Raw genomic sequence first — 20130 nt, 5'->3', positions numbered from 1 at the left:
AGCTAACACACCAATCTCATGTCGCAAGAATCCATCATGCTCACAATTACAGAAACCGTACTTTTAAATCTCAAATAAAACACGATGAAGACTATTTCTCTCGCCTTGATATTTCTAGCGATTGTTTCCTGCAAAACTCAAAACACGCAAAATTCAAAAGTTCAAGAAACTAATGAAAAGCGGTTGTCCATATCGACGCCACCAGTCATCACGCTTTTATCTGAAACGCCTAATCTCGCACATGCAGAATCTGTCTTTTATGATCCTATATACGATCGGCTTTACGTGTCTGTTCAAGGTGAGCAAGAACCTGGTGACGGCAGTATTGCAACACTTGATCTTCAAGGCAATGTACTCGATCTAACATTTACCACTGGTCTAGATAATCCAAAAGGGATTGCCATCAAAAATGACGCAATCTATGTTTCAGATGTCACAAAACTTGTCGCGATTGATCGTAAATCAGGTAAAATCAAACAAGAATATAGTCTAGGTGATGAACAGTTCCTAAATGATGTGGCAGTAGATGATCAAGGCAACGTGTACGTATCTGATATGCGATCATCATCTATTTATAGGTTATCTCCTAACCGCGTTTATGCGCGATGGATGACCTCGCCATTGCTAGAAAATCCTAATGGACTCTTAGCTGTCAATAATCAATTATATGTGGCTGCATGGGGTTTGCCGTCAAAAGTTGAAGGTGAAAAATCTTCTGGTAGATTTTTAAAAGTTGATCCTTATTCAAAGAAAGTTACCAATATTACCGCATCACCGCAAGGTAATCTAGACGGTGTGCAGCTGTTTGATGAGAGCCATTTTCTTATATCAGATTGGAGTGCCGGCACCATTCACAAAGCTTCAAAAGATGGTGGCTTTGAAGATTTTTTCACTTCAGAATTTAGCGTTGGTGATATTCTATACATTCAGGATAAACAATTGATGGTGTTGCCGCTTAACCGTCAAAATAAAGTTCAAATTTATAGCGTGAGGTAAGTTGAAGGACTCGATAATTATTTACCAAAACCTACAACTTGAGCGTATTTTTCATAAGGATCATGAACAACTTCTCGATCTCATGATGCGTATTTATCGACCCGTTTACCAGCATCTATGGTTTGATGATGGTAGCGAGTATGTATATTCACAGTATAATGAAGAGCAACTTAAAACAGATCTAGCAGACTCAAACGCCGTTTACTACTTCGTCAATTTTAACAAGCAAATTGTTGGAATATTCAGGTTTATAGAAGCTGTGATGCCGTCAATAAAAAATACAAAAGCCATCAAACTACTTCGCTTATACCTTGATCCAGCAGTTCATGGTTTGGGCATAGGCAAAGAGCTTATTAGCTGGCTAATAGCTTACGCTAGAAAGCAAAATTTTGATTGCATATGGTTAGAATCGATGGACAGTCAGCAACAAGCGATTCAGTTTTATAAAAAAGTTGGTTTTGAAATTGATCACGCTTTTGTTCTCGATAGCCCTAGCATGCGATCAACATATCGTGGCATGTATCGCATGAAATTGAATTTATAACTAGTCATTTCAGTGTTAAAAAGGTGGTTATAATTCCGCTTTCGCGAAAGCGTAACAACCATCAATCTACTCATAAAAAAGTATCTTTGTGTGATCCAAAAATAGCACCTCATGATCCACTTTTATGGCGACCCATCTACCCTAGTTTATGCCGTTCAAACTACACAAGAACTGAGTGATGAAGATGACAAAAAGTTGCAGTGGCTTTTTGGCAACATGCCAAAAATAGAGGCTAAATCTATTCCAGGATATTTCACTGGACCTCGTGCCACGACTATTACACCATGGTCAACGAATGCTGTGGAAATCACCCAGAACATGCAAATTGACGGTATCAAGCGTATTGAACAATTCAACGCTTGTACCGCAGATAGTGACTATGACAAGATGCTATTGATGAAATGTGATCAATTAGATCAGGATCGTTTTACAATCGATGTTGAGGCCGCTGGCGTTCAAGAAATTGAAGACATTGCTGCATACAACATGCAGGAAGGCTTATCACTAAGTGACGATGAGATCGATTACCTAATGGGCTTATCAAAAAAACTGGAACGACCACTAACTGATTCTGAAGTTTTTGGGTTCTCGCAAGTAAATAGTGAGCACTGCCGTCACAAGATATTCAACGGCACATTTATCATCGATGGTGAGGAAAAGAACAGCTCTCTATTTCAACTTATAAAAAAGACCAGCAAGGAAAATCCTAACGAGATTATCAGTGCCTATTCAGACAATGTGGCTTTTATAAAAGGACCGCAAGCAGAACAGTTTGCACCTGCAACCGCCGACAAGCCTGATGTTTATCAAACCAGTTTGTTTGATAGTGTCATCTCTTTAAAAGCCGAAACGCATAATTTCCCAACGACCGTTGAGCCATTCAATGGCGCGGCAACTGGTTCTGGTGGTGAGATACGCGATAGACTTGCTGGTGGTCAAGGTTCGCTACCACTCGCAGGAACAGCCGTTTACATGACCAGCTATTCACGACTGGCGCAAGACAGGCCGTGGGAACAAAATTTTGAAGCGCGTGACTGGTTGTATCAAACACCGCTGGATATTTTAATCAAGGCATCTAATGGTGCCAGTGATTTTGGCAACAAATTTGGCCAGCCGCTCATCGCTGGTTCGGTACTGACGTTTGAGCATCAGGAAGCTGGACAAAATCTAGGCTATGATAAAGTCATCATGCAAGCTGGTGGCGTTGGTTATGGTAAACATTCACAGGCACTTAAAATCACGCCGGCACCAGGCGATGATATCGTCGTCATGGGTGGCGACAACTACCGTATAGGAATGGGCGGCGCTGCGGTAAGCAGTGCAGATACTGGCGCCATGGATAGCGGCATTGAACTCAACGCGGTACAACGATCCAATCCAGAAATGCAAAAACGTGCAGCAAATGCTGTGCGTGCCATGGTAGAAAGTGATAATAATCTCATCAAATCCATTCACGACCACGGTGCTGGTGGACATCTTAATTGTTTATCAGAGTTGGTTGAGGAAACTGGTGGTACGATCGATGTAGACGCATTGCCAGTAGGTGATCCTACTCTATCGCGCAAGGAATTGATAGGTAATGAGTCCCAAGAACGTATGGGTCTAGTCATGGATTCTAAGGATACAGCGCATTTAGAGCGCATTGCACAACGAGAACGAGCACCATTCTATAAGGTTGGAAAAGTGACTGGTGATAATAAGTTCGTTTTTAGTGAAAAGGATGGTCGCAGCCCGATGGATCTCGCGCTGGAAGATATGTTTGGTTCCAGTCCTAAAACCATCATGAAGGATGAAACCGTTGATCGTAAGTATCAAGAAATCGAGTATAAGCAACAAGAAATTACCAGCTACATTACAGATGTACTAAAACTTGAGGCTGTAGCATGTAAAGACTGGCTAACCAACAAAGTAGATCGTTGTGTAAGTGGTAGAGTTGCCAAGCAACAAACTTGCGGTGAGCTACAATTACCTCTCAATAATGTAGGCGTTATGGCCATGGATTATAATGGAGTCAACGGCATTGCCACGACTTTAGGTCACAGCCCAATCAGCGGATTGATTGATCCAGTAGCTGGCGCCAGAAACAGTATTGCCGAGGCATTGACGAACCTTGTTTTTGCACCGATGGAAAAAGGCCTGGCTGGAGTTAGCCTGAGCGCCAACTGGATGTGGCCATGTAACAATCCTGGCGAGGACGCTAGATTATATGCCGCTGTTGAGGCAGTTAGCAACTTTGCCATTGAGTTGGGTATCAACATTCCCACCGGTAAGGATAGCCTGAGCATGAAGCAAAAGTATCCAGATAAGGAAGTACTCTCGCCTGGAACCGTTATCATCACTGCGGTAGGTAGTTGCGACGCCATTACTCAAGTCGTTGAACCTGTGTTGCAACCCATAGAGGACGCACCTGTTTACTACATCAATATGAGTGGTGATGCTCATAAATTAGGTGGTTCTAGTTTTGGTCAAACTCGTGGTGCTGTTGGTCAAGAAGTGCCTACGATTGTTGATAGTTCCGCTTTCGCGAAAGCGTGGACAACCATACAACAACACATTAAAAAAGGTGGTGTGCTAGCAGGACACGACGTTGCAAGCGGTGGTTTGATCACTAGCTTATTAGAAATGTGTTTCCCATCTAGCAATGTAGGAATGCAATTGGATCTCGCCGAATTGGGTGGTGATATTATCAAGATCCTTTTTGCAGAAAATGCTGGAATCATCCTGCAAACCGCCGATCGCAGTATCGAGAAAGAACTATCTGATACTGGAATACCGTTTTATCACATTGGACATGCTACTACCACTGGTCAAGTTGTCATTAACGATCTAGAATTAGATGTGGCGAAGTATCGCGATCAATGGTATGAGACCTCGCACCTACTCGATGCTCATCAATCAGGTGAACAAAAAGCCGATGAGCGCTTTGAGAACTATAAAAACCAACCGCTAAAATTCAAATTCCCTGAGCAGCACACTGGGAAATTACCTGAATTGCCTAAGAAGAAAATTAAGGCAGCCATCATACGTGAAAAAGGAAGTAATAGTGAGCGGGAAATGGCAAGAGCCTTATATCTAGCAGGTTTTGAAGTACTGGACGTTCACATGACAGATTTGATAACTGGTAGAGAAACGCTGGAAGAGGTTCAGTTCATAGCAGCTGTTGGTGGATTTTCAAATAGTGATGTTTTGGGAAGTGCCAAAGGTTGGGCTGGTGCATTCAAATACAATGACAAGGCGAATAAGGCGCTGACGAATTTCTTTGCTCGTGAAGACACGATGAGCCTGGGCGTTTGTAATGGATGCCAACTATTTGTGGAGTTAGGTTTGATCAATCCAGATCATGATGACAAGCCTAAAATGCTACATAACGATTCTGGTAAATTTGAATGTAGTTTCACCAGTGTAGAAATCGTAGAAAACAATTCTATTATGCTCAAAAGTCTAGCCGGTAGCAAATTAGGAATATGGGCGGCGCACGGTGAAGGTAAATTTCACTTACCTAAAGAGCGAAATGCTTACAACATTCCTGCGACCTATGCATATAATAGCTATCCAGCTAATCCTAATGGGTCTGCCTATAATGCTGCAATGCTGAACAGCGATGATGGCCGTCACTTGGTGATGATGCCACATTTAGAAAGATCTACTTTTACATGGAATTGGGCGTTTTATCCAGACGATCACAGAGAAGATGAAGTTACACCATGGTTGGCAGCATTTGTGAATGCTCGTGTATGGTTAGCGGATAAATAAATGAATTTTGCTGGCAACATACCATCACACATCTATCAAGTAATTGATAAAGAAGAAGTTTTATTTAAAACTAAAAATCGATGGTTTTATCCTAGACGCAAATCTTACAAACTTATGGGGTTTGCGTTATTTTGGAATTTATTTGTTGGTGTCATAGCCACTATGTTCTTCGGGCCTTTAATCACAGAAGGAAAAGTGTCTTTTACCCAGAACGATGTTCCCGTTACAGGTAGTCTTGACGACTGGGAACCACTGCTCTTTCCAGCCTTATTTATTGGGCTATTTGTTATCGTGGGTTTATCATTAATAGGCTATACTCTGTGGACCTTATTCAAACCTGGTGGTGGTTTCATTGCTACGGATACCAGATTGATTAGTTACGGTTCTTCGAACTATAAAAGTTATGAATGGTCTGCCTTTACGGGAACTATTGAGGTATTAAATTATAAAGGTCGTGGCAGTCTTATAATTGATCTACGTACTGGAACAACTAAAAAATCTAATAAGCAAACGGTCGTAAAACCAGACCAATTGTATTTAGAAAACCTAGATGATCCCATTAAAGCTGAGCATATTTGCAGGAAACAAATTACCCAATCTTCAAACGTATCTGTAACCTTTTGATCCCATAATATGGAAATCTAAGTTCTCGTAAGAATTATAGAAACAATAGAGTATTTTTGAAATGCTATGATTGAAGAATTACCTAAGGAAAATAAAGACAAAAAGAAGGAATTTAATCGCGCCTTTCATTCTTATTTGCGCAATCAAAACAAGCTGTACGTAAACAGTTTTAATATGATTGACCGCAAGGCTGCGATTATGATTAGGATTAATGCGACAATTATTTCTGCGATCATCATTTTCTTTCAGCAAATACGTGAGATGCCATATGGCAGAGCTATGGGATTGACATTAGTGCTGTTTTGTTTTTTCTCGCTCCTGTTTGCCATTAATGCATCCAGACCGCACATATACTCACTAGCTCTTAACTATCGAGAGAAAGTGAAAAAGAAATACCCATCGCTTAGTTCTAACTTATTCACCGTAGGTATGAACGACAATAAAACCTTGGAAGAATATGAACAAGCCTATGACGAGCTGTTCGAACGTCAAGATTTGCAGGTAGGTAACCAGGTACGAGCTATGTTCTCTTTTGAACACCGCATCAAGCAATCATTTAAGTATATCGAGATATCCTATGCGTGTATCATGATTGGATTTGTTCTTGTAATCGGACTTTTCTTTTACATAAATATTGACGCGATGCTGTCTGCTCAATAATAGGTCTTATGAAAAAGGTTGGTCTGTTTATTTTGTTTGTATCATCAGTATTGATCATTTCCTGTGACGATAAAAATAAAAGAGATAAAGCGGATCAAGAGTTTATAGAGGTTCAGGACGTTGAGAATTCTACGAAAAAAGAAAATAAGGAACGTTACGAAGAAAAGATTGGTCGGCTAGAAGATCAATTACAAGGTACCTGGACACGCATTGATTATCCATACAGTACTTTTATTTTTAAAGAAAACAGCGCAAAGCTTATCTCAGAAGGACTTGCGGAAGAGCCAGAATTCAAAACTTATACTTTGAGCTATTCCTGCAATGGTAAAACCAATGCACAAGGCTATTCATATTTGTGGTACGAGGATACCCAGTATTGTGAAACCATAAAAGTTCAAAATGACACGTTGATACAGAGCAATCCAGATTTTGATTATCTAATCAAATACATCCAGAAACAAAATATTAATGAACTGGAGTAAAGTCTCGGTCTTCGCATTCATTATCTTTTATGGTGTCGCAGGAGTCGTCCATTTTGTAAATCCTGAAGTCTATTTTCCGGTAATTCCAGATTGGTTAGGTGATCCAGCCATCATTAATTACCTCGCTGGCGCTACTGAGCTGTTGGTGGCCATTCTCGTTATATTCAATCGCACCAGAAAAACAGCTGGCTTACTAGCAGTAGCCATGCTGCTCGCTTTTACCATCTCGCATATTTACTTCATTATGAACGATAGTTGCGCTGGCGATTTATGTCTTGATCCGTGGATTGGTTGGGCACGTCTTATTGTTATTCACCCATTGTTGATTTGGTGGGCTTATGGGGTTTCCAAATATGGTGGTGCACGATTATAAATAAAACCTTACAAAGCTGGTAGATACTATTCATTAAAAAACTTCCTTAAATGAGGAAGCTTTTACGCCTATCCATCGACCTTATGCCATTTCTTTATCTTTTTTACTCTTGCGATATAGATAGTTATTGAAAATGTTACGCTTAGCATATCTATAGCGGTTAGGTGCGTTGATTAATTTTTGGAAAATGTTTTTTTGCACACCAAAGTATTCATAAGTACTGCCATCAAGAAAAGTGATTTCTAGAACTTGACCTTTGTGATCAAAGTCTTCAATTCCAGAATTAGTAGTTGTCTGCTTGTATGCATCGAGGTTAGCTTCCTTAGTTTCTGGTGCAATACTTACTAGAAAATGATAGCCGTCAATGATTTGGCGGCTCATGACTTCTGCCTCGTCTTTTTTATTGTCTCCGTCTTGAAACTTATCTGGATGCCATTCCTTCACAAGATTGCGATAGGACTTTTTAAGTTCCTTGAGGTCAATGTTTCCTTCTACATGGAACATTTTTTTGTACTGATTGATTCGTTTCATCACGCCTATTTTTGAGCGTGCAAAAGTACTGCTTTAAATGACCTCAAATTATTTATGCCCTGATAATTAATTTATGGCTAGCAAAAACCACCAAAGGCTTGACAACAAGGACATGTTAATACGTACCACAAATGAAACTGAAGCAAAATCATGAAATAAGAAAGCCCAGCAATAATGCTAGGCTTCGTCTTTCAAATAAATTAATACCTACAATTTCTTAGCATTCTTAACTTTCTGCTTAGTTAATGCCAATTCCAAAACATTGCTCATATCGCTTACATAATGAAACGTCAAGCCTTTGAGGTATTCTGGTTTGATCTCTTCAATATCGCGGCGGTTTTGCTCGCAGAGCAAGATTTCTTTGATTCGTGCACGTTTTGCAGCTAGAATCTTTTCTTTGATTCCGCCTACTGGTAGGACTTTACCGCGTAGTGTGATTTCACCAGTCATAGCAATGCTTTTCTTGACCTTGCGCTGAGTAAATAGCGATACTAGCGAAGTCAGCATCGTGATACCTGCGCTAGGACCATCTTTAGGCGTTGCTCCTTCTGGTACGTGAACGTGCACATTGTACTTACCAAAAATCTCTGGATCAATACCCAACACATCTGCATTGGATTTGATGTATTCCATAGCGATGGTTGCACTTTCTTTCATCACTTTACCTAAGTTTCCTGTGATGGAAAGCTGTCCTTTTCCTTTACTAAGGATGGATTCAATAAAAAGAATATCACCACCTACTCTCGTCCAGGCAAGTCCAGTTACTACACCAGCAACCTCATTATTCTCATACTTATCACGCTGCATTTTAGGCGATCCCAATACTTCGACAACTGTCTCGTTAGTGACTTTGAGATCATATTCTTCTTCCATGGCAATACTCTTGGCTGCATAGCGCACCATTTGGGCCATTTGCTTGTCTAGCGTACGTACGCCACTCTCGCGAGTGTAGCCTTCAACTATTTTTTCAATTTGCTTCTTCCCTATTTTAAGGTGTGAATTATCAAGTCCGTGTTCCTTAAGTTGTTTAGGTAATAGGTGTTTCTTTCCTATCTCAACTTTTTCCTCAATAGTATAACCAGTCACATTGATGATTTCCATACGATCGCGCAAGGCTGGTTGTATCGTCTGTAAACTGTTACAAGTTGCGACAAACATCACCTTACTCAAATCAAATCCCATCTCTAGGAAATTATCATAAAAACTGTTGTTTTGTTCTGGATCTAGTACCTCTAACATGGCGCTTGATGGATCACCATTGTGTGAATTGCTCAGCTTATCAATTTCATCCAAAACAAAAACCGGATTAGAGGTTTTAGCTTTCTTGATGCTTTGAATAATACGTCCAGGCATCGCGCCTATATAGGTTTTACGGTGCCCGCGTATTTCTGCTTCATCGCGCAAACCTCCTAGCGAGATGCGTACATATTCTCGGCCCAAAGCCTCTGCAATAGATTTACCTAGTGATGTTTTACCAACACCTGGTGGTCCATACAAACATAAAATGGGCGATTTCATATCGTTGCGCAGTTTTAATACCGCTAGATATTCAATGATGCGCTTCTTAACCTCGTCTAGACCATAATGATCGCGATCCAAAATGCGCATCGCGCGTTTCAGGTCAAAATTATCTTTTGAAAACTCGTTCCATGGCAAATCGAGGAACAGATCCAGGTAATTGCGCTGTATGGAAAATTCTGCAACTTGCGGATTCATGCGTTGCATCTTGGCAAGTTCTTTTTCAAAATGCTCTTTGACCTTGTCGTCCCACTTTTTACTCTTGGCGCGTTGTCGCATTTCATCAATCTCTTGATGAGAACTCACGCCACCACCCAATTCTTCCTGGATGGTCTTCATTTGTTGATGTAGGAAATACTCACGCTGCTGCTTGTTGATATCGGTCTGGACTCTAGACTGGATATCATTTTTGAGCTCTAACTTCTGGCGCTCGATGTTCATGAAACGCAATGTTTCCAGCGCTCGCTCTTTGAGGTCATTGATTTCCAAAAGCTTTTGTTTGTCCTCAACCTTCAGGTTCATATTGGACGAGACAAAGTTCACAAGGAATGAACTTGACTCGATATTCTTAATCGCAAACGACGCCTCGCTAGGAATGTTGGGACTTTCCTTAATGATCTCTAACGATAATTCTTTGATATTATCAATGATCGCCTTGAACTCCTCATTATCTGCGGCTGGTCTAGCCTCATCAACAGCTATCGTGGTGGCACGCAAATAAGGGTCTGTATCAGTGATTTCACCTAGCTCAAAACGTTTTTTACCCTGAATAATCACGGTCGTATTACCATCAGGCATCTTGAATACCTTGAGAATACGTGCCACCACGCCTGTAGCATGTAGATCATCTTTGGTAGGATCTTCAATGGTCTCGTCTTTTTGAGCAACCACACCTATGACCTCGCTCGCCTTGTTGGCTTCCTGCAATAATTTTATGGATTGATCACGTCCTGCGGTGATGGGAATTACCACACCTGGAAACAACACCATGTTACGCAATGGCAGTATAGGCAAGGATTCTGGAACCGCCTCGGCATTCATTTCTTTCTCATCCTCGCTGCTCAGCAGCGGTATAAATTCCGCATCTTGATCAAACTGATCCTGTGACATTATGTCAATATGAAATTTCTTTGGTTTACGCATATATCATTAAACTCGCCACTATGTCAGCACACAGTTGGCTTCTTGTTAGTATAAAAATTGTTTGCAAGATGTTGTTGGATTATTACGCTTTCGCGAAAGCTAACACATTAAAAGTCAATCACCTGTTAATCAAATTATTGTACTCTCAATAATCAGGTAAACAAGATGGTATCGTGACTTCTACAACCACCTTACTACAAACATTTTTTCAAAATCAATGCCACCGACTGTAACATGATCGCAAAAGTTGCATCTTTAATACAGAAACACTGACCAAGTGAATTTACAACCAACCGAAAACGATCTTTTTGACCTGTGCCAGCAAGGCAGCCGCAAGGCGCAAATGAAAGTGTACAACGATTATGCACGCGGTATGTATAACGTCTCGTTACGTATCGTGCAGGACACTGCACAGGCCGAAGATATTATGCAGGAAAGCATGATCACAGCCTTTGCTAAGATGGCCGACTGGAATCGTACGGCAACCTTTGGCAGCTGGTTAAAGCGCATAGTAGTCAATAACAGCTTGACCTACTTGAGAAAAAATAAACGCATGCCCATGGTGGCTATGGATGATGAGCAATATGAGCAGGTACCAGACGATGAGCCACTGGATCTCGCAGAAAGTGGCGCAACCGCTACAAAAGTGCTTGAAGTAATGAAAACCCTTAAAGAAAGTTATAGACAAATATTGAATTTGCACCTGATAGAAGGAATGGATAATGAGGAAATAAGTCACATCATGAACATTAGTCATGGGATGTGTAGAACAACCTTATCGCGTGCTAAAACAAGTCTTAAAAATAAAATGCAAGCCCTATGAAAGAATCAATGAAGGAATGGTTTGAGCAGCAAGACTTTGACACTGCTGACCTCAAAGACGGTCACGCTGCTAGATTTTTACAAAAGCTGGATGATGCCTGTGAAGATCAACATACAGATGGTACAAGTGACGATATTGATGAAAAGCCTAGCGGTAAATTATTCACCCTAGCCATTATTAAAAAATGGGGCATCGCAGCAGCAATCCTTGTGTTGCTAGGAATGGGAAATTTCATAGTAGGTCAATACAATCAATCCCTAACACCAACTGTGACACCAGAACTTGCACAGAAGCAAGACTTCTATGATCTAGCTATCAAGTCACAACTCGCGGCACTGGACAGAATGCAAGCTCCAGAAACAGAGCGAATCATTGCAGATGTCAAGGCAAATCTAGCCATGCTGGAAACAGATTTTAAAAAGATTCAAAAAGACTTTAAAGTCAATGCCGATAATCCCAAGGTCATCGACGCGATGATACAGAATTATCAAAATAGGATCCAGTTACTCGAGGACGCCAAGGATCAAATAAGAAGTGCCCAACAACAAATCAAAGAACAAAAAAATGAAATTATATAACACACTTATAGTATTGATATTGCTGCCAGCCATCGCGCTCGCTGTACCTATAGATAAGTTTAATAAAACTAAGAGCATCAAGCAATCCTACAATGTCAACAGCGATGCGTTGGTAGATATTGAGAACAGCTTTGGCGATGTGACGATTGAAACGTGGGATAAAAATATTGTGAGCATCGAGGTTTATGTAGAAGTAAGCGGTAATGATGAGAACATCGTCGATGAGAAATTGAGAGAAGTGGACGTCACTTTTAATGCCTCTAGTTCTCGAGTAAGCGCAGAGACTTATATACCGTCAACATCATCAGGCGTGTGGAACTGGTGGAAAGCCAGTAAAAACGCTAATATACAGGTGAATTACCTCGTGAAAATCCCAGTAGCATCACCGCTTGAATTGAGCAATGATTATGGTGCTGTTATTATAGAAAAGTTGAGCGCACCTACTGATATTTCCTGTGACTTTGGTCGCCTGCAAATAGGTCAATTATTGCATACAGACAATAAGCTATCATTTGATTACACTGATAATAGTAACATCGATTATGTAAAAGAGGCCATCATCAAGGCAGACTTTAGCAATTTTAGAATCTACGGCGCTGATAATCTAGATTTTTCAGGAGATTATACCAAGGCAAAGCTACCACAGATCAAGAACTTGAAATACAATAGTGATTTTAGCACCATAAATGTTGAAGGTGTTGACAACGTCGACGGCCGTGGCGATTATTCAAACGTGTCCATCGACTACATCAAAGAGAGCGGTGATTTTAATGCAGACTTTGGAACCGTGAATATTGGGAAAGCAATGAATGGCTTCAAGATGATCGATGTAAAATCAGACTATACAACGGTTAAAATAGGTTACGACCCTGCAGCGGCATTTACCTATGAGCTGGATACTGAATTTGGTTCACTCAAAGTAAATAGCTCATTGACAACCACGCAATCACGCAGTGATGGTACAGAGAAATTTAAAGAAGGTTATCACCTCGACAATAAGAGTTCCAATAGAATCACGGTGAACAGCAGTTTTGGCAGTGTATCTTTAAATCCTAATAACTAATAATCAATCTTAAAATTAAATAACATGAAAAAAGTAATTATAGTAGCAATCGCTCTTATCGCATTTCAATCAACAAATGCACAATGGTGGAGCAGTAATAAAAAAGTGTCTGGTAACGGTGACGTGATCACCCAAACTTTTAACACCGATGATTATGATCAGATTAAAGTAGCTGGATCGATGGATGTGGTACTCGTTGCTGGTACCGAAGGTACTATCGAGGTAGAAGCAGAATCTAACATCATGGAATACCTAGAAATAGAGACCAAAGGTGATAAATTAGAAATAGGCGTTAAGGATGGTATCAATATCAACACGCGCAAAGGGATCATGGTCACCGTTCCTGTGAAGGATATAAGCAGAATAAGTATGGCTGGTAGCGGTGATATCTCAAGCGATTTAACCTTAAAATCAGACAAAATGGAAGTATCTGTTGCTGGTAGCGGCGATATCACACTCACTACGGAATCTAGAGCTCTTGAATTAAATGTCGCTGGTAGTGGTGATCTTAAAATGAGCGGTCGTACTGAAAATTTAAATGCATCAGTTGCTGGTAGTGGTGACATCAGTGCTTACGGCCTCAAGGCAAATAATGTACGCGCCAGCATTGCAGGTAGCGGTGACGTATCTGTTTTTTGTAATGGTGGTAAGATGAATGCTAGTATCGTTGGATCAGGTGATTTGAGATATAAAGGAAAAACTAGCGACATCAAAAAATCAGTGATGGGTAGTGGTGATATTACCAAGATGTAAACACATTCTAAGTCATATTTTAAAGCCTTCCTGATAACTCAGGAAGGCTTTTTTTATTGATATTATTGGTAAATATCCATACCTGATAAAGCCTTAGTTTTGCAACCGCGTAGACCGCAACTATTTATGTCAAAACTTCCTGCACAGTATCGTTTTATAGATTTATCAGATTACGGTAGACCTGGTGGTCGATGGATCGCACGCATGCTGCAGGATACCCGATTCACTCCTATTCATGTGACCGTTTTATTCATCATAAGCGGTCTATTCGCTATAGGTTGCATACTGCATGGCGATTATGTACTAGCAGCCCTGTTTTTGATTCTTAAATCTGTAATAGATGCGGCAGATGGTGAGTTGGCTCGATTGAAGAAAACGCCATCCTATGTAGGTAGGTATTTTGATTCCATTGCAGATTTGATCTTGAATCTATTATTTCTATTGGCATTTATGCAAATAACAGGATCGACTATTATCTGGACGCTCGTGGCGTTCATAGGTTTACAATTACAAGGAACGCTGTATCACTACTATTATGTAATACTGCGTAATAATGTCAATGGCGATATTACGAGCCGCATTTCAGAAGAGGTGCAACCCATTGCGTTGCCAGGCGAGAAACAGTCAATGGTCAACTTATGTCACAGCATTTACAATGTGCTTTATGGGCCGTTTGATCAATTTATACATTGGTTGGATCCTGAAGCTGTTCATACCAAATCATTTCCTAAATGGTTTATGACTTCTTTATCGATTTATGGATTAGGATTTCAACTATTGCTAATGGCATTATTGCTTGTGACTGGCTGGCAGCAGGCGATTATACCAGGTATTTTAGGTATGACGCTGTTTATCTTTGTTTTTATAGCTATCAGGAGGCTATTTATCAAATAGAGCTTCCAGTTTTCACTTTAGGAACTCGATAAAGAAGGATAATTCCGATTACAAAGAATAATACTAGGAACAATATGCTGCCGCGCATCGAACCACTCACCTCACCTACTATGGCAAATATGAGCATACCTATTACGATCCCAATTTTCTCCGCAACGTCATAAAAACTGAAGTATGACGCCGTGTCGGTGGTGCCTTCAGGAATCATTTTGGAATAGGTACTACGCGACAATGATTGAATAGAACCCATTACGAGACCCACAAAACCAGCTGTGATATAAAACTGTATGGGCGAGACTACATAATAACCATAGATGCATACCAGAGCCCAGATTATATTAATTGCAATAAGTGTTTTGATGTTTCCTAGCTTTCGCGAAAGCTTACTAGCGAGCCATGCTCCTACAATGGCAACCAGCTGTATGAGTAGTATAGAGATAATCAAACCCATGGTGGCGCCATCTGGACCCCAAGCGACTTCTTCAGTCCCAAAATAGGTAGCAACAAGCATCACTGTTTGAACCGCCATACTGTAAATAAAGAATGCGCCTAGATATCTTTTCATCTGCAGGTTGGCAGATAATTGTTTCCATATGTGCTTCAATTCCTTAAAGCCGTTGGTCCAAACATTCTTTACTTGAGAGCGATCTTTTTTTGTGCCTTTGGGTAAGTATTTATAGGTGTATTGCGCAAATCCCATCCACCAGACGCCTACCAAAACAAAAGAAATTTGAGTGGGTAACACTTGATCTTCAAAAATGCCGCCTTCAATGAGGACCAGACAAATGACTAACAAAATTACGCTACCTATATAACCCATAGAAAATCCTCGCGCACTCACTGCATCTTGTTGTTCAGGATGCGCAACGTCAGGTAAATAACTATTGTAAAAAACTAGCGAACCCCAAAAACCAACCAATGCCAAAAGATAGACCGCCAGACTAGCAAATAAATAATCAAATGAGAAAAACGCCAATGCAATACTTGACAATCCACCTAAATAGCAAAAGAGTTTTAAAAACAGTTTCTTGTTCCCTGAGTAATCTGCAACACCAGATAAAATGGGTGAAATAATACTAACAATCGCGAAGGCAATCGCTGTGGTAACAATAATGATGCTCTCATTATTTACATTAGCTAGGATCGCTGGGACGTTACCTTGTTCAAAGGCCGCTTTACTGATACCACTGTAATAAATAGGAAATATGGCACTAGCTATAACTAGCGAATAAACACTATTGGCCCAATCATAAAATGCCCACGCTCCTAGCAGTCTAGGATGTCCTTTAGGTAGATATTGTTTCATAAAAAAAGGGTTCTTGTTAAGAACCCTTTAAATGTAATGCAATTAGAGCTACTACTTGAAAGTTGTCACTCCATATTTCGCTGCTTCTGCTTTGGCAATTGGTGCTAACTTTCTCAAATTCTGAATGCGAGTATCATAAGAAGGGTGCGTGCTTAGAAATTCCGGCGGTGCCTCTTGACCATTTTGAGCTGAATTTGCTTTCATACGTTCCCACAATCTCGCGCCTTCATCAGGATCATAACCTGCTATTGCTGTTAAAATCAAACCTATTTTATCTGCTTCCTGCTCGTTTTTTCTTGAGAAAGGAAGAATTGCACCATATTGTGCACCTAGTCCATAGGCTTGTCCGATAATTTGTTGTGTAGTCTGGCTGCGACCGCTAGCAGCTACCGCAACACCAGTACCTACGATAGATGCCGCTTGTTGTCTACTCATACGCTGTGCACCGTGATTTGCTAGTGCGTGAGCTACCTCATGTCCCATAATTACCGCAACGCCTGTTTCTTCTTGAGCGATAGGAAGGATTCCTGTGTAAAAGGCAATTTTACCACCTGGCATGGCCCAAGCGTTGACTTGATCATCCTTGATGAGATTGTATTCCCAGTTATATCCATCTAAATATTCAGGATGTCCCAAGGCATTCAACCAACGCTCTGCTGCTACCTTTATATTTTGACCTACTCTTTTTACCATTCTTGCCTCGGCGGTTTCTCTCTCTACCGTACTTTGCTCTAATACTTGATCATATTGAGCAAAGGCAGCTGGAAAAATTTGCTCGTTAGAGACAAAGTTTAAAGTACGTTCTCCTGTAAAGACATTTGTCTTACAAGAAAACAGCAGCAACATGGCTGCTACTAGTGATATACGGGTAATTTTCATAGTCATTATTTTATAGTAATTCTTGAATTTTTTTAATGTCGATGCCGTGATGACTTTCGGTATGTATCACTTGCTCGTTGTCTAATATGATCACTTGCGGTGATTGATGTGTCACGTTAAGCTCTTCTGCAATGGCGTTGCTTACATCTCTGTTTTCTAAAAGATCAAGTAAGTAGTATGTGACATTTTGATCTTTAGGAACGTAATTGCGCTCAAAAGAATTAAGAGCCATTCGCGATATACCACAGCGCGTGCTGTGTTTAAAGATTACCTTTTTCTTGAGCTTTGAGTTGCGAACTAGATTATGAAATTGATCAATTGATTCCAGAGGTTCCCAAATGATACCTTCAAGATCGTCTTTAGCAATATCTCGCTGAGACCTAAATAACTTATCCATGAGACCCATAAAATCGTCAATTTTGATAAACAAATATAGTTATAGCACGACGTCACAAATGCTAATAGTTTAATAAACAGTCAATCTGTCAGTATTTTTAAGATAAAAATATGACTTTTTGACAAGTCAAGAATTGGTACATGAATTGACTTAGCCTGACTGTAAAACTGAAAACTATGAACATAAATAATCTAACTATAAAATCGCAAGAAGCGATACAACAAGCGCAGCAACTTGCACAAGAGAATAAACAAGCACAGATTGAGAATTCACATTTACTTAAGGCCATCACGATGGTCGATGAGAATGTTATTACATTTTTATTTAAAAAGTTGAATATCAATCTAGGTTTAGTTTCCAATCTATTGGATAGCCAAATCAAATCTCTGCCTACTGTAGAAGGTGGTGATCTTCAAATGTCAAGAGAAACAAGTCGTGTCATAAATAACGCAATGTCACTCGCCAATAAGATGGGTGATGAGTTTGTGTCGATTGAACATTTGCTTTTGAGTATGGTAGATGGCAAGTCAAAAACTGCCCAAATACTAAAAGATCAAGGTCTAAAAATCAAAGAACTGGAAAAAGCCATTGAAGAATTGAGACAAGGAAACAAGGTGACCTCACAAAGCGCAGAGGAAACCTACAATAGCCTTTCTAAATATGCCAAAAATCTGAATCAGCTGGCTGATCAAGGCAAACTAGATCCAGTTATAGGTCGTGATGAAGAAATACGTAGGATATTACAGATCCTTTCAAGGAGAACAAAGAACAATCCTATGCTGGTAGGTGAACCTGGTGTAGGTAAGACTGCCATTGCTGAAGGTCTTGCACACCGTATTGTCGCTGGTGATGTTCCTGAAAATCTAAAAAATAAGCAGATCTTCTCTCTTGATATGGGAGCGCTCATCGCTGGAGCAAAATATAAAGGTGAGTTTGAAGAAAGATTAAAAGCGGTTATCAAAGAGGTAACTGGTAGCGATGGCGACATCGTATTATTTATCGATGAGATTCACACACTAGTAGGTGCTGGTGGTGGTCAAGGTGCGATGGATGCGGCAAATATCCTGAAACCTGCACTGGCTCGAGGCGAGCTTAGAGCCATAGGTGCCACTACCCTAGACGAGTACCAGAAGTACTTTGAGAAAGACAAGGCTTTGGAACGCCGCTTCCAGAAGGTTCAGGTAAATGAACCAGATACTGAAAGCGCCATATCCATTCTGCGTGGTATCAAGGATAAATATGAGACACACCACAAGGTGCGTATTAAGGACGACGCTATCATAGGTGCGGTAGAATTATCACAGCGATACATTACAAGTCGATTCTTGCCAGATAAAGCGATTGACTTGATGGATGAGGCTGCAGCAAAACTACGTATGGAAATTAATTCCAAGCCTGAAGAATTGGATGTGTTGGATCGCAAGATCATGCAAATCGAGATTGAAATTGAGGCCATAAAGCGTGAAAAGGATGAGGTCAAACTCAAGACGCTACACAGTGAACTAGCAAATCTCAAGGAACAGCGCAACGAGCTCAACGCACAATGGGAAAATGAAAAGGAAGTTATTGACAACATTCAAGCGGTCAAGACCGATATCGAGACCTATAAAGCAGAAGCCGAAAGAGCAGAACGTGATGGTGACTACGGTAAGGTAGCAGAGCTGCGTTATGGTAAAATCAAAGAAAGTCAGGAGAAATTAGAAAATCTGCAACAACAGGTTGCAGATACTGATCAGGAAACAGCTTTGGTACAAGAAGAAGTTACCTATGATGATATCGCCGAGGTGGTAGCTAAATGGACTGGCATACCAGTCACTAAAATGCTACAAAGCGAGCGAGAAAAGCTATTGAAACTTGAAGATGAATTACACAAGCGTGTAGTGGGTCAGGAAGAAGCGATTGCTGCTGTAAGTGATGCCGTAAGACGCAGTCGCGCTGGTTTACAGGATCAGAAAAAGCCCGTTGGCTCGTTCCTTTTCCTAGGTACTACCGGTGTTGGAAAAACCGAGCTTGCTAAAGCCCTTGCAGATTATCTTTTCAATGATGACAATGCGATGACACGTATTGATATGAGCGAGTATCAAGAACGTCACAGCGTGAGCCGTCTAGTAGGTGCGCCACCAGGATATGTTGGGTATGACGAAGGCGGCCAGTTGACTGAGGCTGTGCGTCGCAAACCGTATTCAGTAGTGTTGCTGGACGAGATAGAAAAGGCACATCCTGACACCTTCAACATTTTATTGCAAGTACTGGATGAAGGACGGCTTACTGATAATAAAGGCCGTGTGGCAGATTTCAAGAACGCCATCATCATCATGACCTCCAACATGGGTGCTGAAATCATACAAGAGAAGTTTGAAAACTTTGAGGGAAACATTGAGTCAGTCATTGAAGCTACTAAGATTGAAGTAGTAGGCGCCCTAAAACAGCGAGTGCGACCAGAATTCATCAATAGGATTGATGATATCGTGATGTTCACGCCACTCAATAAGAATGAGATTGAGCAGATTGTAGAATTGCAAGTAAAAGGAGTTGCAAGAATGCTAAATCAACAAGGCATTGTGATTGACACCACGCAAGAAGCTGTTCAACTATTGGCGAGGAATGGTTACGAACCACAATATGGTGCAAGACCTGTAAAGCGCGTACTACAAAAGCTAATACTCAACGAGCTTTCCAAGAAGATTCTTGCAGGCGAAATAAATTCTGAAGATGTGATCCTTATTGATGCCTTTGAAAACCAGATTGTTTTTAGGAATGAGAACAAAACAGTAGATGTAGAATAGCACTAGGATAAGTGGTGTAACGCTTTC

The 20130-nt window shown here is 40.6% G+C and carries 18 protein-coding genes; 13 read left to right on the top strand and 5 right to left on the bottom strand.

Translation table 11 applies throughout. From position 1 onward, the window contains the following. The first annotated feature begins 84 nt into the window (after positions 1-84). The 7 genes from EJ995_RS08645 (at position 85) to EJ995_RS08615 (ending at position 7432) form a co-directional block, all read left to right on the top strand. Entirely contained in the window at positions 85-996 is a 912-nt protein-coding gene (locus EJ995_RS08645) for an NHL repeat-containing protein (RefSeq protein ID WP_126447600.1), read from the top strand. Positions 997-1078: 82 nt separating this feature from the next. Further along, the gene (locus tag EJ995_RS08640; RefSeq protein ID WP_164549900.1) at positions 1079-1540 is read left to right on the top strand and encodes a GNAT family N-acetyltransferase; all 462 of its coding nucleotides are present in this window, start codon (positions 1079-1081) and stop codon (positions 1538-1540) included. Positions 1541-1651: 111 nt separating this feature from the next. Beyond that, on the top strand, positions 1652-5293 hold the full coding sequence (gene purL / locus EJ995_RS08635; protein ID WP_126447596.1) for a phosphoribosylformylglycinamidine synthase: 3642 nt from the start codon (positions 1652-1654) through the stop codon (positions 5291-5293). Further along, entirely contained in the window at positions 5294-5917 is a 624-nt protein-coding gene (locus tag EJ995_RS08630; RefSeq protein ID WP_126447594.1) for a hypothetical protein, read from the top strand. Positions 5918-5983: 66 nt separating this feature from the next. Then, entirely contained in the window at positions 5984-6577 is a 594-nt protein-coding gene (locus EJ995_RS08625) for a hypothetical protein (RefSeq protein ID WP_126447592.1), read from the top strand. Positions 6578-6585: 8 nt separating this feature from the next. Further along, positions 6586-7059: an RTX iron-regulated FrpC family protein gene (locus EJ995_RS08620; protein ID WP_126447590.1), complete on the top strand. Its 474-nt coding sequence runs from the start codon at positions 6586-6588 to the stop codon at positions 7057-7059. Beyond that, positions 7046-7432 carry a DoxX family protein gene (locus tag EJ995_RS08615; RefSeq protein ID WP_126447588.1) on the top strand — a complete coding sequence of 129 codons (387 nt, stop codon included), beginning with the start codon at positions 7046-7048 and terminating at the stop codon, positions 7430-7432. The genes EJ995_RS08620 and EJ995_RS08615 overlap by 14 nt, the downstream gene beginning before the upstream one ends. Positions 7433-7513: 81 nt before the next feature. On the opposite strand, the gene EJ995_RS08610 is transcribed toward EJ995_RS08615, so the two are convergent. Both EJ995_RS08610 and lon read right to left on the bottom strand, forming a co-directional pair. Further along, complete coding sequence (locus EJ995_RS08610; RefSeq protein WP_126447586.1) at positions 7514-7963, bottom strand: KTSC domain-containing protein; 450 nt, start codon at positions 7961-7963, stop codon at positions 7514-7516. 207 nt (positions 7964-8170) lie between these two features. Further along, entirely contained in the window at positions 8171-10591 is a 2421-nt protein-coding gene (lon, locus tag EJ995_RS08605) for an endopeptidase La (RefSeq protein WP_394342057.1), read from the bottom strand. Positions 10592-10901: 310 nt separating this feature from the next. On the opposite strand from lon, the gene EJ995_RS08600 reads away from it, so the two are divergent. From EJ995_RS08600 to EJ995_RS08580, 5 genes are all read left to right on the top strand, one after another. Next, entirely contained in the window at positions 10902-11447 is a 546-nt protein-coding gene (locus EJ995_RS08600; protein ID WP_241234618.1) for an RNA polymerase sigma factor, read from the top strand. Beyond that, positions 11444-12025 carry a hypothetical protein gene (locus EJ995_RS08595; protein WP_126447583.1) on the top strand — a complete coding sequence of 194 codons (582 nt, stop codon included), beginning with the start codon at positions 11444-11446 and terminating at the stop codon, positions 12023-12025. Before EJ995_RS08600 ends, EJ995_RS08595 begins: the two co-directional genes overlap by 4 nt. Then, on the top strand, positions 12012-13088 hold the full coding sequence (locus tag EJ995_RS08590; RefSeq protein WP_126447581.1) for a hypothetical protein: 1077 nt from the start codon (positions 12012-12014) through the stop codon (positions 13086-13088). Before EJ995_RS08595 ends, EJ995_RS08590 begins: the two co-directional genes overlap by 14 nt. Before the next feature lie 24 nt (positions 13089-13112). Then, positions 13113-13841, top strand: a complete 729-nt coding sequence (locus EJ995_RS08585; protein ID WP_126447579.1) for a head GIN domain-containing protein — start codon at positions 13113-13115, stop codon at positions 13839-13841. 126 nt (positions 13842-13967) lie between these two features. Continuing rightward, positions 13968-14735, top strand: a complete 768-nt coding sequence (locus EJ995_RS08580; RefSeq protein WP_126447577.1) for a CDP-alcohol phosphatidyltransferase family protein — start codon at positions 13968-13970, stop codon at positions 14733-14735. On the opposite strand, the gene EJ995_RS08575 is transcribed toward EJ995_RS08580, so the two are convergent. Genes EJ995_RS08575 through ytxJ form a run of 3 tightly spaced genes read right to left on the bottom strand, consistent with a single transcriptional unit; the run spans position 14728 to position 17317 of the window. Then, entirely contained in the window at positions 14728-16041 is a 1314-nt protein-coding gene (locus tag EJ995_RS08575; protein ID WP_126447575.1) for an MFS transporter, read from the bottom strand. The two genes, EJ995_RS08580 and EJ995_RS08575, sit on opposite strands and share 8 nt — an antisense overlap. 51 nt (positions 16042-16092) lie before the next feature. Further along, a complete protein-coding gene (locus EJ995_RS08570) occupies positions 16093-16920 on the bottom strand; it encodes a M48 family metallopeptidase (RefSeq protein WP_126447573.1) in 828 nt (275 codons plus the stop codon). Between the two features lie 10 nt (positions 16921-16930). Continuing rightward, a complete protein-coding gene (ytxJ, locus tag EJ995_RS08565) occupies positions 16931-17317 on the bottom strand; it encodes a bacillithiol system redox-active protein YtxJ (protein WP_241234617.1) in 387 nt (128 codons plus the stop codon). Between the two features lie 176 nt (positions 17318-17493). Here ytxJ and clpB point away from each other — a divergent pair, with 176 nt between their 5' ends. Next, complete coding sequence (gene clpB / locus EJ995_RS08560; RefSeq protein WP_126447571.1) at positions 17494-20103, top strand: ATP-dependent chaperone ClpB; 2610 nt, start codon at positions 17494-17496, stop codon at positions 20101-20103. Positions 20104-20130: the final 27 nt, after the last annotated feature.

Source organism: Nonlabens ponticola (assembly GCF_003966335.1).
Lineage (GTDB): Bacteria > Bacteroidota > Bacteroidia > Flavobacteriales > Flavobacteriaceae > Nonlabens > Nonlabens ponticola.
The sequence above is the reverse complement of the archived record's forward strand: the minus strand, read 5'-3'. Positions and strand labels throughout refer to the sequence as shown.